The organism is Sulfitobacter sp. W002, assembly GCF_025142135.1.
GTDB classification, from domain to species: Bacteria; Pseudomonadota; Alphaproteobacteria; order Rhodobacterales; family Rhodobacteraceae; genus Sulfitobacter; species Sulfitobacter profundi.
This window is the reverse complement of record NZ_CP081126.1, coordinates 353,973-368,047: the sequence shown is the minus strand read 5'-3', so window position 1 is coordinate 368,047 and position 14,075 is coordinate 353,973. Positions and strand designations below refer to the sequence as shown.

The 14,075-nt window shown below is 61.6% G+C and carries 17 protein-coding genes; 11 read left to right on the top strand and 6 right to left on the bottom strand.

Annotated elements, in window-relative coordinates; genetic code table 11:
- Positions 1 to 35: 35 nt before the first annotated feature.
- A complete protein-coding gene (locus tag K3758_RS01845) occupies positions 36 to 545 on the bottom strand; it encodes a DUF721 domain-containing protein (RefSeq protein WP_259947179.1) in 510 nt (169 codons plus the stop codon).
- Between the two features lie 82 nt (positions 546 to 627).
- Here K3758_RS01845 and mutY point away from each other — a divergent pair, with 82 nt between their 5' ends.
- The 3 genes from mutY (at position 628) to K3758_RS01830 (ending at position 3,401) form a co-directional block, all read left to right on the top strand.
- The gene (mutY, locus tag K3758_RS01840) at positions 628 to 1,692 is read left to right on the top strand and encodes an A/G-specific adenine glycosylase (RefSeq protein ID WP_259947177.1); all 1,065 of its coding nucleotides are present in this window, start codon (positions 628 to 630) and stop codon (positions 1,690 to 1,692) included.
- A gap of 66 nt (positions 1,693 to 1,758) precedes the next feature.
- Positions 1,759 to 2,907, top strand: a complete 1,149-nt coding sequence (locus K3758_RS01835) for an alkane 1-monooxygenase (RefSeq protein WP_259947175.1) — start codon at positions 1,759 to 1,761, stop codon at positions 2,905 to 2,907.
- Positions 2,908 to 2,975: 68 nt separating this feature from the next.
- Complete coding sequence (locus tag K3758_RS01830; protein ID WP_259947172.1) at positions 2,976 to 3,401, top strand: response regulator; 426 nt, start codon at positions 2,976 to 2,978, stop codon at positions 3,399 to 3,401.
- 114 nt (positions 3,402 to 3,515) lie between these two features.
- Here K3758_RS01830 and K3758_RS01825 read toward each other — a convergent pair whose 3' ends face one another.
- The 3 genes from K3758_RS01825 to K3758_RS01815 form a co-directional block, all read right to left on the bottom strand.
- Positions 3,516 to 4,616 carry a site-specific DNA-methyltransferase gene (locus K3758_RS01825; RefSeq protein ID WP_259947170.1) on the bottom strand — a complete coding sequence of 367 codons (1,101 nt, stop codon included), beginning with the start codon at positions 4,614 to 4,616 and terminating at the stop codon, positions 3,516 to 3,518.
- A gap of 88 nt (positions 4,617 to 4,704) precedes the next feature.
- Positions 4,705 to 5,334, bottom strand: coding sequence for a ribonuclease HII (locus K3758_RS01820; RefSeq protein WP_259947168.1), 630 nt, complete (start codon positions 5,332 to 5,334; stop codon positions 4,705 to 4,707).
- Between the two features lie 125 nt (positions 5,335 to 5,459).
- Complete coding sequence (locus K3758_RS01815) at positions 5,460 to 6,041, bottom strand: hypothetical protein (RefSeq protein ID WP_259947167.1); 582 nt, start codon at positions 6,039 to 6,041, stop codon at positions 5,460 to 5,462.
- 216 nt (positions 6,042 to 6,257) lie between these two features.
- Between K3758_RS01815 and K3758_RS01810 the strand changes: the two genes are divergently transcribed.
- The 3 genes from K3758_RS01810 (at position 6,258) to K3758_RS01800 (ending at position 8,358) form a co-directional block, all read left to right on the top strand.
- Positions 6,258 to 6,551 (top strand): hypothetical protein, encoded by a 294-nt coding sequence (locus K3758_RS01810; protein ID WP_067265999.1) that lies wholly within the window; start codon positions 6,258 to 6,260, stop codon positions 6,549 to 6,551.
- Position 6,552: 1 nt separating this feature from the next.
- Positions 6,553 to 7,227 carry a hypothetical protein gene (locus K3758_RS01805; RefSeq protein WP_082849503.1) on the top strand — a complete coding sequence of 225 codons (675 nt, stop codon included), beginning with the start codon at positions 6,553 to 6,555 and terminating at the stop codon, positions 7,225 to 7,227.
- Between the two features lie 108 nt (positions 7,228 to 7,335).
- Positions 7,336 to 8,358 carry an aspartate-semialdehyde dehydrogenase gene (locus tag K3758_RS01800; protein ID WP_067623574.1) on the top strand — a complete coding sequence of 341 codons (1,023 nt, stop codon included), beginning with the start codon at positions 7,336 to 7,338 and terminating at the stop codon, positions 8,356 to 8,358.
- An 80-nt stretch (positions 8,359 to 8,438) separates the two neighbouring features.
- Here the strand turns inward: K3758_RS01800 and K3758_RS01795 are convergent, their stop codons facing one another.
- Positions 8,439 to 9,089 carry a carbonic anhydrase gene (locus K3758_RS01795; RefSeq protein WP_067942032.1) on the bottom strand — a complete coding sequence of 217 codons (651 nt, stop codon included), beginning with the start codon at positions 9,087 to 9,089 and terminating at the stop codon, positions 8,439 to 8,441.
- Positions 9,090 to 9,244: 155 nt separating this feature from the next.
- Here K3758_RS01795 and K3758_RS01790 point away from each other — a divergent pair, with 155 nt between their 5' ends.
- From K3758_RS01790 to K3758_RS01780, 3 genes are all read left to right on the top strand, one after another.
- Positions 9,245 to 9,622 carry a hypothetical protein gene (locus tag K3758_RS01790; protein ID WP_067623578.1) on the top strand — a complete coding sequence of 126 codons (378 nt, stop codon included), beginning with the start codon at positions 9,245 to 9,247 and terminating at the stop codon, positions 9,620 to 9,622.
- Positions 9,623 to 9,685: 63 nt separating this feature from the next.
- Positions 9,686 to 11,068 carry a M17 family metallopeptidase gene (locus K3758_RS01785; protein ID WP_259947165.1) on the top strand — a complete coding sequence of 461 codons (1,383 nt, stop codon included), beginning with the start codon at positions 9,686 to 9,688 and terminating at the stop codon, positions 11,066 to 11,068.
- Complete coding sequence (locus tag K3758_RS01780) at positions 11,065 to 11,847, top strand: C40 family peptidase (RefSeq protein ID WP_259947164.1); 783 nt, start codon at positions 11,065 to 11,067, stop codon at positions 11,845 to 11,847. The genes K3758_RS01785 and K3758_RS01780 overlap by 4 nt, the downstream gene beginning before the upstream one ends.
- On the opposite strand, the gene K3758_RS01775 is transcribed toward K3758_RS01780, so the two are convergent.
- Entirely contained in the window at positions 11,844 to 12,191 is a 348-nt protein-coding gene (locus K3758_RS01775; RefSeq protein WP_259947163.1) for a DUF2794 domain-containing protein, read from the bottom strand. The two genes, K3758_RS01780 and K3758_RS01775, sit on opposite strands and share 4 nt — an antisense overlap.
- 130 nt (positions 12,192 to 12,321) lie before the next feature.
- On the opposite strand from K3758_RS01775, the gene paaI reads away from it, so the two are divergent.
- Positions 12,322 to 12,759, top strand: coding sequence for a hydroxyphenylacetyl-CoA thioesterase PaaI (gene paaI / locus K3758_RS01770; RefSeq protein ID WP_259947162.1), 438 nt, complete (start codon positions 12,322 to 12,324; stop codon positions 12,757 to 12,759).
- Positions 12,759 to 14,069, top strand: a complete 1,311-nt coding sequence (gene paaK, locus K3758_RS01765; RefSeq protein ID WP_259947161.1) for a phenylacetate--CoA ligase PaaK — start codon at positions 12,759 to 12,761, stop codon at positions 14,067 to 14,069. Before paaI ends, paaK begins: the two co-directional genes overlap by 1 nt.
- The last annotated feature ends 6 nt before the right edge of the window (positions 14,070 to 14,075 follow it).

The window sequence follows — 14,075 nt, the reverse complement described above, 5'->3', positions numbered from 1 at the left end:
GATGTTCCTTTGTCTGTTACGTCAGCTTTAGGTGGTCAGCTTTGGTTCTTGTTCAATATGTTCTCGCCCAGACGTGCAAGGGCTTCGCGCAGCCCCTCGTCGGTCACAGGCTGAGCGGCTTCGGCTGCTTTGCGTTGCAGCGCGGGGGTCGGGCTGGGTTTTTCGGCCTTGGGTTTATGGTCAAACGCCACCTGCCCTTCGGCAAAACCGGTCGCCGCCGTCTGGGTGATCCGCACCCGCGCGATGGCGTTATAGCCATAGACCGCGTTGACCCGCGCGCGCAGTTGCTCTTTCTGCATCTCCAGCATGGGCGCATTGGCCCCGGTGGTCAGCAAGGTCAGCGTGGCGCCGATACCCTCCTTGCGGCCATAGCTTACCTCAACCGGGCGTGAGATGGCGGCGGTCGCCTCGCCCACGATTTCGGTCCAATGGGTCAACAGACGCGATTGGGCAAAGCCACGGGTCTCGCTCGCCTTGCGAATCTGCTGCGAGAGCAGGCTATCGGTGCGTTTAAACCCTTTTGTAGTCGTACGACGTGGCGGCATGGCTTTGTTTCCCGAATGTACTGACATACATAACCATTTGCCCCAGCGTCACCAGCCCCTGCCCCGTGGAAAGGCCTAAACATTGCGTGAGAAGACATCCGTCAGCAAGCTGCCGCCGATCCTGCTGGAATGGTACGACACCCACGCCCGCGCCCTGCCGTGGCGGGTGCCGCCGCATGAGCGGATGGCCGGGGTAACGCCCGACCCCTACCGCATCTGGCTGAGCGAGGTCATGTTGCAGCAGACCACCGTGGCCACGGTAAAGGACTATTTCGCGCGGTTCACCGCCCGCTGGCCGGATGTGGCGGCCCTTGCCGCGGCGGAAGACGCGGATGTGATGGCTGAATGGGCGGGGCTCGGCTATTATGCCCGCGCCCGCAACCTGTTGAAATGCGCGCGTGCGGTGGTGGCAGAGCATGGCGGCAGCTTCCCGGCGGATCATGATGCGCTGCTGAAACTGCCGGGGATCGGGCCCTATACGGCGGCGGCGATCTCCTCCATCGCGTTCGATCTGCCCCATGCGGTGCTTGATGGCAATGTCGAGCGGGTGATGGCGCGGGTTTATGACATCCACACCCCCCTCCCCGCCGCCAAGCCCGAATTGATGGCGCGGGCCGTCACGCTGACCCCGCATGACCGGCCCGGAGACTATGCCCAAGCCGTGATGGATCTGGGCGCTACAATCTGCACGCCGAAGTCCCCTGCCTGTGGCATCTGCCCGTGGCGCGAACCCTGCGTCGCGCGGGCAGAAGGCACGGCGGCGCTTTTGCCAAAGAAGACCCCGAAAAAGCCGAAACCCATCCGCCACGGCACCGTCTATCTGGCGCAACGCGAGGATGGCGCGTGGCTGCTTGAAACACGGCCCGACAAAGGGCTGCTTGGCGGGATGCTTGGTTGGCCCGGTTCTGACTGGATCGATACGGCAGAGCCGCGCCCCGAAGGGACGCCGCCGCTAACGGCCGATTGGCAGCCCCTGCCCGGCGAGGTACGCCATACCTTTACCCATTTTCACCTGATGTTGACCGTGCAGCACGCGCGTGTCAGCCATGATGCCGCGCCTGAATACGGTGAATTCATCGGCCAGAACCAGTTCAGCCCCAGCGATCTGCCCACCGTGATGCGCAAGGCTTTTGATCTGGCCCGCTAGCGCCGCGTCAGGCTTTGTACCCCCGGCGATCTGCGGTATATCTGGCGCGCAACAATGAGGTGCCCCATGCCGAACCGCATCATCGCCCCACAAGACCTTGCCCGCATCAGCCGCGCCTTGCCGTTTTGGCTGTCGCTGCTGCTGATCCCGCTGGCGTGGTTTTGTGCGGCGCAGGGCGGCTGGACCATCGCGCTCCTGCCGCTGGTGACGTGGTATCTGTTTTCGATGCTCGACGCGGTGCTGGGGCTGAACCTCGACAACGCTGATCTGGAAGCAACCGAGGACGATCTCTATTGGTATCGCCTTGTCACACTGATCTGGGCACCGCTGCAATTCCTGACCGTCTTTGGTCTGATCTATTACGCCACGCGGGCCGCGCATCTGGACACGGCAGAGCGTATTTTCCTGTTCTTCGGCGTGGGCGTCATCACCGGCACCATCGGGATTAACTACAGCCATGAATTGATGCACCAGCGGAACAGGACCGAACGGCGGCTGGCGGATATCCTGCTGGCCATGGTGCTCTATTCGCATTTCCGATCCGAGCACTTGCTGGTGCACCACCGCCATGTCGGCACCCCGCGCGACACGGTGACCGCGCGCTATAACGAAGGGTTCCACCGCTTCTATCCCCGCGTGCTGCGGGAGTCGCTCACCTCGGCCTTTCATGCGGAAAAGAACATGCTGGCGCGCAAGGGGCTGCCGTGGACCGATCCGGGCAATCCCTTCTTCAAATACTGGGCGCTACAGGCCGGTTTTTTGCTGCTGGCGCTGGTCTTGGGCGGGTGGAGCGGTCTGGGCCTCTTCCTCGTGCAGGCCGGGGTCGCGATCTGGCAGTTGGAGCTGGTCAATTACATCGAACACTACGGGCTGACGCGCAAACATCTGGGTGGGGCCAAATACGAACATGTCCAGCCGCGCCATTCTTGGAACGCGGCGCATAAAGCGTCGAACTGGCTGTTGATCAACCTGCAACGCCATTCCGATCACCACTACAAACCCGACCGGCGCTTCCCGGTCTTGCAGACCTATGGCCCGGGCGACGCGCCGCAGCTGCCCTATGGCTATCCGGTGATGACGATGGCCGCGATGGTCCCCCCGCTGTGGCGGCGCATCATGAACCCCCGCGTGCGCAAATGGCGCGAGATGTACTACCCCGAGATCACCGACTGGAAAGCCTACAACAAAGCCAGCAATCCCCTGCCCCGTCTCTGAGCGCGGCAACGCAAATTTAAACTTTGCCTGTCACATAGGCTGAGATTGTTACCAGTGGAGTGGTATTGATGCAGCAACAGCAAGCGCCCTCGGGGGTGGCCTATGATGGCACCTGTCTGATCGTCGAGGACAGTGAGTTTGACAGAGAGAGGCTGCGCCGCGTTCTGGCCCGCGCCTATGGCGGGATGCGGGTGGAGTTCGCCCCCAGCATCGACGCCGCGCGCAAGGCGCTGAGCGCGGGGGACAAGGCGCTCATTTTGCTCGACAACAACCTGCCCGACGGGTTGGGCGCGAATTTCGCGTTGGAGCTGGCCTGCGACGACCGCCATGCGCAGACGCCGGTGATTATGGTCAGCGATTGGCCCTCCCCCGGCATGTGGGAAAAAGCCGCCTCTGCCGGGGTGCTCTACGTGGTGAATAAATCCGATTTCGATGCCCGCTATATTGATGCCGTGCTGCGTGAGTTTCAGGCCCGCAAACGGTGGGTGAATTAGGCCGATCCGACAAAAAAACCCCGCCATGGGGCGGGGTCAAGGTAGGCACCCGTGTGGCTGCCCCCACGCATGGGGGCCACGGGTGCCGGCGGTGTTCGAATGTCTGTGGGTCGATCAGTTCGCCATTTCGGCTCTGATCTGCTGACGCAGAATGTCGATGGGGACATTCTTGCCATCTTTTTTGTAGCACCAATAGGTCCAGCCATTGCAGCTTGGCGCTTTCTCATAGGCCGCGCCCACCTGATGGATCGACCCTTTGACATCGCTGCCAATCAGGGTGCCATCGGCACGGACCTTGGCCTTGTGGCGGCCATTCATGGAATAGAGGTTCTCGCCCGGGCGCAGCATGCCGCGCTCGACCAACTGGCCGAAGGGCACGCGCGGCTCGGCACGTTTGGAGGTGGTGGTTTGCAGCGCTTCGTTGTCGAACTTCCGCACCATCGAGATGCGTTTCTCGGCAACCTTGCGATAGGCTGCCTCACGCTCGATGCCGATAAAATCGCGGCCCAGCATCTTGGCGACAGCGCCGGTGGTGCCGGTGCCAAAGAACGGGTCGAGGATCACATCGCCGGGGTTGGTCGAACCAACGAGGATGCGGTGCAGCAGGCTTTCGGGCTTTTGCGTCGGATGCGCCTTGTCGCCTGCTTCGTCCTTCAGACGCTCATGGCCGGTGCAAATCGGCAGCACCCAATCGCTGCGCATCTGGATGCCTTCGTTCAGCGCCTTCAGCGCTTCGTAGTTAAAGGTGTATTTGCTGTTCTCGCTCTTGCCGGCCCAAATCATTGTCTCATGAGCGTTGGTAAAGCGCTTGCCGCGGAAGTTCGGCATCGGGTTGGACTTGCGCCAAACCACGTCATTAAGGATCCAGAAACCTTGGTCCTGTAGCGCCGCGCCGACGCGGAAGATGTTGTGATAGCTGCCGATCACCCAGATCGCGCCATCGGGTTTCAGCAAACGCCGTGCGGCTTTAAGCCAAGCGCGGGTGAATTCGTCATAGGCTTTGAAGCTGGCGAATTGGTCCCATTCGTCATCAACTGCATCGACCTTGGAGTTGTCCGGGCGATGCAAATCACTCCGCAACTGCAAGTTGTAGGGCGGATCCGCGAAGATCAGATCCACCGACTCTGCTGGAAGGGCGTTCATTGCCTCTATGCAATCGCCCGCAACAATAGTGTTCAAGGGAAGCGCCGCAGCGCCCTTTGTCATCGTTTTCATATCTCTGCCTCATTACCCGGCGCTTAAGCGCTCATTGGTTGTGGATAAAATGGGCCATCAACGATTCGTGGTCAATTTCTTTTTTGAATCAATCGGTTAACAAATTGGCTTGATACAAGATATTGTGTACCGGCTTGAACAAACGTCTATGGTGTGGGGTCACACCAAGATCCTGCAGCGCGGCCATGTGGCTTTTCGATCCGTAGCCCATATTGGTTTCCCAGCCATAGCCGGGATGCTGTTGCGCCAAATCCACCATGAGGTTATCGCGCACGGTTTTGGCTACGATGGAAGCCGCCGAAATGGACAGGCAGCGCGCGTCCCCCTTCACCACAGGTTGCGCCGGAAGGCTCAGATCGCGCGGGAGCATATTGCCATCGATTAATGCGTAATCCGCCGCACAGGCCAGCCCGGCCAGCGCGCGTGTCATCGCCAGATGGCTGGCACGCAAGATGTTGTGTTCTTCGATCTCTTCGACGGTGGCATGGGCCACGCAAACCACGGCTACCGACATGATCTCTTCATAGAGCCGTTCACGAGCGCGGGCGGTCAGCTTTTTGGAATCGTTCAGCCCTTCGGGGATTTGCCCTTCGGTAAAGACCACGGCGGCGGCGGTGACCGGCCCGGCCAGCGGGCCACGGCCCACTTCATCCACCCCGGCAATGGTGCGAAAGCCGCGGGCAGCCGCGCCGCGTTCAAATTCAAAGTCAGGTATCATAGGGCGAGGTGAAACCGCATGCGCCGAAAAGGTGCAACAAAAAAGAGAAAGGGGAGGCGCCCGAACACCCCCCCTTTCAACACCCGAGCGACAGGGACGTGCCGCTCGGTCAAGGCACGCCGGTGTTACCGACGGGCCAAGCTGTAACCCGAGTCGCGCAGGCAGCGGGCATCATAGCCGTAGCGTGCGCCGTCCGCCGTCTTCACGCGCTTGGCGCAGTAGTTGGGCAGTCGGTCGACTTGGGAATAATTCTTTTCAAGGCAGGGCTCGCCAAACATCATCACCTTGCCGTCTTCGCCGTCATAGCTGCGGAAGCACTGCTGCGGCAGCAGCTTGCGGTCCACCCGCTCTGGCAGGGGGCGCACTTCGCGCTCAGGGTAGGTGGCACGGTCGCGCTCAGGATAGCTCCGGGCGCTGCGGCGCGGTTCGGGGCGCGGATCGATGTAGGGGCGCTGGTGCGGCCGCTTGGAAACCGTGGGGTAATAGCGCGGCGCCTCATAGACGGGGGCGGCACGGCGCCGGGTGACGGTTTCGCGCTCGTTGCGCTCTTTGTTGTTGTCGTAGATCATCTTGCCCACGATCGCGACGCCCGCAATCGCGGCGAGGGTGCGCAACACTTCCTTTTCATCGGCGGCGGCAGGGCGGGCACCAAAAGCGGTGATGGCAACCGCTGCGGCGGCGATGGTAGCAATGAACTTGCGGTACATGGGTCTGGTCCCTTCTCGTTTATCGGCGCGTTGCTGCGCCCTTGATCGTATGCGGTCATAACTCGGGGACCGCGTATCGGTTCGTGTGTCTGTTGGTGCCACCAAATTGGGGTGAGGGCCAAAGACAGGCAATAACAGGGGGGCGTTATCCAATAACAAGGCGTCCAAAACGCCTTGGTTATTGAATAACAGCGGGCGAAAGCGCATTAAAAACATATGAAAAATCCATGTCTCTCCTTACTGACCGCGCTGGCGGTCATACTGGCCCTGCCCGCTGCGGCAACGGCTGGATGCTTTGCCGATTACAAGGCAAAGCAAGACAATCCGCTGCGCCTCCATTACGGGGTGGCGCAGATTTCCGGGGCCTGCGAGCCAGCCTCCGCCGAAACCGAACTCACGCCGCGTCTTGCAGCGGAGGGCTGGACATTGTTGAATGTGCTGTCTGTCTTCGGTGACGAAGGCTTGGATCAAAGGAAAGACAGTGCAGGAACATTCTACCTCCGCTTCTGACATGCGCAGATTTGGCGGGCGTTTCGTGATCGGTGGCATCGCCGCCGTGGTCGCCGTGCTTTTGGTCGGGGCGCTTGTCCTGCTTTGGGCGCTGCCGGATGCGAACGTCTTTAACGCTCGGGTTGAGCGGATCTTTATCGAGAATGACGATCTGACCACCCAAGCCGAGATCAAACTGCTCGAAATCCTCGCCCAGTCCGGCACTGCATTCTCTGAGACTTTGGCCAGCTACCGCATCGTGATCGTCGTGCTGCTGGTCTTTGCCAGCGCCATGCTGGTCGCGGCAATGGTGTTTTTGTTCATGCTGGTCGGCTTTAACCGCCGCATGGCCCAGATTGAGCGGACCGGCATTCAGGTGAATTCCCTGCTGATCAGCCGCGAAGAGAATACCGTTTACCTCAACAATCTTGGTTTCAAACTCACCGCCGCCGCGATGGAGACGATGTCGGTTCTCGCCGAAGCGCGGATGGACGATGACGTGCTGTCAGGGTCCGAGATCGAAGGCATGATATCGGGCCGCAACGCGGCCGACTGTGATGAGGCCGCAGGGGCCACGCGGATCAAGCGCTTGCGCGACACCCTGGGCAACCAACTGGTGTCGGAACTGCTGGTCAAGAACATCGCCCGGCGTGGCTATATGCTGGCGATCAACAAGGACGTCATCAAGGTTCTTTAACCCCGGCAGAACGACGCTCTGCCCTGCCCGCGCGCGGCTGGCCCTAGCCAATGCCCCGCAGGCACGTTAAATGGCGTCAAATTTAATTGGACAGACTGGAGTAATCAGATGGGTTATCGCGTCGCCGTCGTCGGTGCCACAGGCAATGTGGGCCGTGAAATGTTGAACATCCTCGCGGAGCGTCAGTTCCCCGTGGACGAGATCGTGGCTCTGGCCAGCCGCCGTTCGCTGGGTTCGGAAATCAGCTTTGGGGACAAGACCCTCAAGACCAAAGACCTCGACACTTTCGACTTCACTGGCTGGGACATGGCGCTTTTTGCCGTGGGTTCGGAAGCGACTAAGAAATACGCCCCTGCCGCTGCCAAAGCGGGCTGCGTGGTGATCGATAACTCCTCGCTTTACCGCTATGACCAAGACGTGCCGCTGATCGTGCCCGAGGTGAACCCGCAGGACGTGCACGGCTATTCCAAGAAAAACATCATCGCCAACCCCAACTGCTCGACCGCGCAGATGGTCGTGGCGCTGAAGCCGCTGCATGACCGCGCCAAGATCAAGCGCGTCGTCGTCTCGACTTACCAGTCGGTTTCCGGCGCGGGCAAAGAGGGCATTGATGAGCTTTGGGATCAGACCAAAAGCATCTACAACCCGACCGATGACAAGCCCGCCAGCAAGTTCACCAAACAGATCGCCTTCAACGTGATTCCGCATATCGACGTCTTCCTCGAAGACGGTTCGACCAAGGAAGAATGGAAGATGGTCGCCGAGACCAAAAAGATCGTCGACCCGTCGATCAAAGTCACCGCGACCTGCGTGCGCGTGCCGGTCTTCGTGGGCCATGCGGAATCGATCAACATCGAATTCGAAGACCACCTCGACGAAGCCGAAGCCCGCGACATCCTGCGCGAAGCGCCGGGTCTTATGGTGATCGACAAGCGCGAAGACGGCGGCTACGTCACGCCGGTGGAATGTGTGGGTGACTTCGCCACCTTCATCAGCCGCATCCGTCAGGACAGCACCATCGACAACGGCATCAACCTGTGGTGCGTCAGCGACAACCTGCGCAAGGGTGCCGCCCTGAACGCCGTTCAGATCGCCGAACTGCTGGGCCGAGAAGTGCTGAAAAAGGGCTGAGGTTCAGCCCCAGTCTATGAATAAAAAAGGGGGCCAATCGGCCCCCTTTTTCGTCTCTGTCTCATGCGCCTGCGATGGGCTCAAACCGGCTCGAAGGTCTGCGCCTTGGCGTCGTAATATTCCAAGCTTCCCTCGCCGATGTCGGTCCACAGGCCGTGCAAGCTCAGCGTGCCATCTTCGACCTTTTCTTTGATCCACGGGAAGGTCATCAGGTTTTCAAGCGAGGTCATCACCGCCTGACGCTCCAGCAAAAGCTGCTGCTCTGCCGGGTCTTCGACCTTTTCAACCGTCTCGTATTTCGGGCGCAGCAGGTCCATCCAGCGGCCCACGAAACTGTCTTGGTTCTCAAGCTCGGGCGCGTTGCCTTTGCACATCTGGATGCAGCCCGCGACGCCGCCGCAGCTGGAATGGCCCAGCACGATCAGATGCGCGACCTTCAGCGCGTTGACGGCATACTCCACCGCCGCCGAAGTACCGTGCTGTTTGCCATCCGGCTCATAGGGCGGGACGAGGTTGGCGATATTGCGGTGGATGAAGAACTCGCCCTGATCGGCCCCGAAGATCGAGGTCACATGCACGCGGCTGTCGCAGCAAGAGATCACCATCGCGCGCGGGCGCTGCCCCTCGGCGGCCAACCGGCGGTACCATGTCTGGTTCTCGGCATAGCCGGTCGCCTTCCACCCTTGATAGCGTTGCAACAGATACGACGGCAGAGCCTTGGCCTTGTCCATGTGTAAACGTCCCTTAATGCGTGATGTGGTTTTAGCGCAGATAGCGCAAATACCATACGAATTCGAGAGAAAAGACACTGCCATCGCAACCCTTTGCACACCTTCCCGCGCCATATTGTCTCAAGGCCGTGGGGGCTGATTGAAGGATGATACCAATGCAACTTATGCAAATACGCCCGACTGAGCAGGTCTATGTCGATCAAGAGCGGCTTGGCCTGCTCTACACGCAACTTGGGGAGGTGGGCGCCGAAGATGTCGTCTGCCGCGCGATGGAGGAATTGGCCCTGCGCCTGTCGCATTGCAAAAAGCTGCACAAGGACCAAGACCGCGCCGGGCTGCGCAAAAGCGTGCACCGCCTGATCGCCATTGCAGAGCAGGTCGGCATGGCGCTGGTCGCACGGGTGGCGGCGGATGTGGTGATCTGTATCGACGCGGGGGATGACATCGCGACCGCCGCCACTCTGTCGCGGTTGATCCGCAGCGGAGAGCGGTCGCTCACCGCGATATGGGACTTGCCCGACATCACGATCTGACCGCTTGCGGGTGGCGATGGAAAAGGTAGGCTGCGCGCAAATCCAGATTTGCAAAGGTTTGTCATGTCCGCCGAATTCGCCGCCCCCTCCGCCGCCGCCCTGCCGCTTCATGTCTTGAGCGAGGCCGCGCTTGAAGGCTGGCTTGCCGATCAGCCCGGCCCGGTGCAGGCATGGGTCAAAGCCAGCGGTTTTGCGGGTGCTCTTGGTCAGGCGCTTGTGGTGCCGGGGGAGGAAGGCACCCCCGCGCTGGCATTGGCGGGCTACGGCACCGAAGCCGCGCGCCGCAGGGGCCGCTTTCACCTTGCCGCCGCAGCCGCCCGCCTGCCTGCGGGGGACTACCGGATCGAAAGCGGCCTGCCAGAGGACCAAGCCGCGAACGAGGCGCTTGGCTGGCTGCTGGCGGGCTACCGTTTCGACCGCTACCGCGACCAAACCGCGCTGGCCGCCCGCCTTGTCGCGCCCGAAGGGATCGACGCCGATCAGATCGCGGCGCTGGCCACGGGTGAAATGCTGACCCGCGACCTGATCAACACCCCCGCCTCAGATATGGGGCCGCCCGATCTGGAAGCCGCCGCGCGCAAATTGGCCGAGCAGCATGGCGCGAAGATCGAAGTCACAACCGGTGATGCGCTGCTAGAGAACAACCTGCCAATGATCCACACCGTTGGCCGCGCCGCCGACCGCGCGCCGCGCCTGATCGACATGGCATGGGGCGACACGGGGCCAAAGCTGACGCTGGTGGGCAAAGGCGTCTGCTTTGATACCGGCGGGCTGAACCTGAAACCCGGTGCGTCCATGGCGCTGATGAAAAAGGACATGGGCGGCGCCGCCGCAGTGCTGGGTCTGGCGCATATGATCATGGCCACCGGCATGGCCGTGCAACTGCGCGTGCTGATCCCGGCGGTGGAGAATTCGGTCTCCGGCAACGCCTTCCGCCCCGGTGACATCCTGACCTCGCGCAAGGGGCTGACGGTTGAGATTAACAACACAGATGCCGAAGGGCGTCTGGTATTGGCCGACGCGCTGGCGCTGGCGGATGAGGACAAACCGGATCAGATCATCTCAATGGCGACGCTCACCGGGGCCGCACGTGTCGCCGTGGGGCCGGACCTTGCACCCTATTACAGCGACGATGCCGCTTTCGTCTCGGCCCTAGAAAGCGCCGCGGCGGGCTCTGCCGATCCGGTCTGGCGGATGCCTTTCCATGACGCTTACGAGGCGCTGATCGAGCCCGGTATTGCCGATCTCGACAACGCGCCCAAGGGCGGCTTTGCCGGGTCGATCACCGCAGCGCTTTTTCTGCGCCGTTTTGTGACCGAGAGCAAATATGCGCATTTTGACATCTACGGCTGGCAGCCCGCCGATGCCCCCGCCCGCCCCAAAGGCGGCGCGGGCCAAGGCACCCGCGCGCTCTATGCCGCGCTGCCAGCCCTGCTAAAGCCATGAGCGATCCACGCCTCGCCGCTGATCCGGCGCTGATGACCCTAAACCGCCCCGCGCAGGTGGCGGTGCCGGTGGCAGACCTCTGCCGCCGCCCCGACGGGCCGCGCGACCGGCAGGTGTTGTTCGGCGAAGAGGTGACCGTCCTGCATGAGGCGTCGGGCTGGGCCTATGTACAGGCCGAGAAGGATGGCTATTGCGGCTACGTCCTGCAACGCGCGCTGAGCACAACGCGCAGGGTCACTCATCGCGTCCGCGTGCCTGCCACCCATGCCTATTCCAACGCCGATCTGAAATCTCCCGACCTCCTGAGCCTCAGCTACGGCTCACCCGTCACGGTCATTGCTGAGACCAGGGATTTTGCCGAGACCCCGCAGGGCCATATCCCGCGTGGCCACCTTGCCCCCATCGATCGCCGAGAGTCCGACCCCGCGCAGATCGCGGCGCTGTTCCTCGGCACGCCCTACCTCTGGGGTGGCAACAGCCGCTGGGGGATTGATTGTTCCGGCCTCGTGCAGGCGGCGCTGCTGGCCTGCGGCATCCCCTGCCCCGGTGACAGCGACCAGCAGGAGCGCACTCTGGGCGCGCCGGTCGACGGTGACTACCAACGCAACGACCTGCTCTTCTGGAAAGGCCATGTCGCGTTGGTGGTCGATGCCGAAACGATGATCCACGCCAATGCGCATGCGATGGCCGTGAGCTACGAAAACATCACCGATGCCATCGCCCGGATCGAAGCCGCTGGCGACGGGCCGGTCACCGCACATCGCCGCCCCGGCGTTTAATCCACCGACCGGATCAGCTTGCGTTCCAACACGCGCAGCACGGCTTTAAGGTCATGCCCCCGGCGAAGCACCTGCCCGCCGGTGCCCACCACCGCATACATCCCTTGGCGGTTGCGCAGCTTGGGCCGCTTTTCGATCCGGTAAAGCGGTATCTCTGCCGTGCGTCGGAAAACCGAAAAGACAGCCACGTCCTTGAGATGAGAAATCCCGTAATCGCGCCACTCTCCGGCGGCGACCATCCGGCCATAAAGCGATAGAATCAGCGACAGTTCCGTGCGGTGGAATGCGACCTGTTCGGCGGGGCGCTCGAAAGCCGTGATCGGCGATGGGGGCTCTATGCTCATGGCTTTACAGTTGACCCTGACGGGGGCCAAATCAAGCCCTGACATGGCCGAATGCGCCGCTCAAAATTTCTTGAAAGCGTTACAGAATTGTGCAACCAATCGAAAAAATGAAACACAAAGGCCCGATGGAATGACCCCAAAAGCCCGCGCCCGCAAATGTGCCGAGGTGATGTTCGCCCAAGATTCCGCCTCTGCCGGATTGGGCATGACCATCGACGATGTCACCCCCGGCGGCGCGGTTTTGTCGATGTCGGTGCGCCCGGACATGCTGAACGGTCACGGGATTTGCCACGGTGGTTTCATCTTTACCCTTGCCGACAGCGCCTTTGCCTTTGCCTGCAACAGCTACAACCAGACCACCGTCGCCCAGCAGAACCAGATCACATATCTCAGCCCCGGTCAGCCAGAGGAGCGGCTGACCGCCACCGCACGCGAAGTGTCGCGCAGCGGGCGGTCGGGCATCTATGATGTGACCGTCACGGGTGAGGATGACCGTGTCGTGGCCCTGTTTCGCGGGCTCTCCCGCAGCATCAAGGGCCAGCTATTTACCGAGGAGGAGCCGACCTGATGAAAGACCTGACCCCCGCGAAGGATACGCTCGACCCAATTGAGATCGCCAGCCGGGACGAGATCAGCGCCCTGCAATTGGACCGTCTGAAATGGTCCCTGCGCCACGCCTATGACAACGTGCCCTTCTATAAGCAGAGCTTTGACGATGCAGGCGTGCACCCCGACGATCTGAAACAGCTTTCCGATCTCTCGCGCTTTCCCTTCACCGTCAAAACCGATCTGCGCGACAATTACCCCTTTGGCATGTTCGCCGTGCCGCGCGATCAGGTGGCGCGCATTCACGCATCATCTGGCACCACCGGGCAGCCGACGGTGGTGGGCTACACCAAGGATGATCTGGCGAACTGGGGCCAAGTCGTCGCCCGTTCCCTGCGCGCGGCGGGGATGCGTCCCGGCGATATGCTGCACAACGCCTATGGCTATGGGCTGTTCACTGGCGGCTTGGGCATTCACCTTGGGGCCGATGCGCTTGGCCTGTCGACCGTGCCAATCTCGGGCGGGATGACCCCGCGCCAAGTGCGGCTGATCGAAGATTTCCAGCCCAAAGGCATCACGGTGACGCCCTCCTACGCCCTGTCGATTTTGGATGAATTCGCCAACCAATGCATCGACCCGCGCCAATCTTCGCTTGAGGTGGGCATCTTCGGGGCCGAGCCTTGGACCAACGCCATGCGTCTGGAAATCGAACAGGCCTTCGACATGCATGCGGTCGATATCTATGGCCTCAGCGAAGTCATGGGGCCGGGCGTTTCGATGGAATGTGTGGAGACCAAGGACGGGCTGCACATCTGGGAGGATCACTTCTACCCCGAGATCATCAACCCCGAAACGGGTGCTCCGGTCCAAGATGGCGAGATGGGCGAGCTGGTCTTTACCTCGCTGACCAAAGAGGCCTTCCCGATCATCCGCTACCGCACCCGCGACCTGACCCGGCTGCTGGCCGGAACCGCACGGTCTATGCGCCGGATGGAGAAGGTGACGGGCCGCAGCGACGACATGATCATCCTGCGCGGCGTCAACGTCTTCCCCACCCAGATCGAAGAAGCGCTGATGGCCACGCCGGGGCTTGCCCCGCATTTCCAGATCGAACTGTCGCGGCCCGACCGAATGGATCAGATGCGCGTGTTCTGCGAATGCGCCGATGCCAGCGTGACCCCCGACGCCCGCGCCACCGCGATCAAAGCGCTCTCGGCGCAGATCAAGCAAACCGTCGGCATCTCGGTCAAGGTCGAGGTCATGGACGTAGGCGGCGTTGCCCGGTCAGAGGGCAAAGCCGTGCGCATTCTCGACAAGCGTCCGAAGGGCTAGACCGAA

Bases quoted from the DNA above. Each gene is read 5' to 3' on its own strand.
- paaI (WP_259947162.1), top strand. From the start codon at position 12,322: ATGACCCCAAAAGCCCGCGCCCGCAAATGTGCCGAGGTGATGTTCGCC.
- K3758_RS01825 (WP_259947170.1), bottom strand. From the start codon at position 4,616: ATGAAAACGATGACAAAGGGCGCTGCGGCGCTTCCCTTGAACACTATT.
- K3758_RS01830 (WP_259947172.1), top strand. From the start codon at position 2,976: ATGCAGCAACAGCAAGCGCCCTCGGGGGTGGCCTATGATGGCACCTGT.
- K3758_RS01800 (WP_067623574.1), top strand. From the start codon at position 7,336: ATGGGTTATCGCGTCGCCGTCGTCGGTGCCACAGGCAATGTGGGCCGT.
- K3758_RS01795 (WP_067942032.1), bottom strand. From the start codon at position 9,089: ATGGACAAGGCCAAGGCTCTGCCGTCGTATCTGTTGCAACGCTATCAA.
- K3758_RS01785 (WP_259947165.1), top strand. From the start codon at position 9,686: ATGTCCGCCGAATTCGCCGCCCCCTCCGCCGCCGCCCTGCCGCTTCAT.
- K3758_RS01820 (WP_259947168.1), bottom strand. From the start codon at position 5,334: ATGATACCTGACTTTGAATTTGAACGCGGCGCGGCTGCCCGCGGCTTT.
- K3758_RS01810 (WP_067265999.1), top strand. From the start codon at position 6,258: ATGAAAAATCCATGTCTCTCCTTACTGACCGCGCTGGCGGTCATACTG.
- paaK (WP_259947161.1), top strand. From the start codon at position 12,759: ATGAAAGACCTGACCCCCGCGAAGGATACGCTCGACCCAATTGAGATC.
- K3758_RS01780 (WP_259947164.1), top strand. From the start codon at position 11,065: ATGAGCGATCCACGCCTCGCCGCTGATCCGGCGCTGATGACCCTAAAC.
- K3758_RS01790 (WP_067623578.1), top strand. From the start codon at position 9,245: ATGCAACTTATGCAAATACGCCCGACTGAGCAGGTCTATGTCGATCAA.
- K3758_RS01835 (WP_259947175.1), top strand. From the start codon at position 1,759: ATGCCGAACCGCATCATCGCCCCACAAGACCTTGCCCGCATCAGCCGC.
- K3758_RS01805 (WP_082849503.1), top strand. From the start codon at position 6,553: ATGCGCAGATTTGGCGGGCGTTTCGTGATCGGTGGCATCGCCGCCGTG.
- K3758_RS01845 (WP_259947179.1), bottom strand. From the start codon at position 545: ATGCCGCCACGTCGTACGACTACAAAAGGGTTTAAACGCACCGATAGC.
- K3758_RS01775 (WP_259947163.1), bottom strand. From the start codon at position 12,191: ATGAGCATAGAGCCCCCATCGCCGATCACGGCTTTCGAGCGCCCCGCC.
- K3758_RS01815 (WP_259947167.1), bottom strand. From the start codon at position 6,041: ATGTACCGCAAGTTCATTGCTACCATCGCCGCCGCAGCGGTTGCCATC.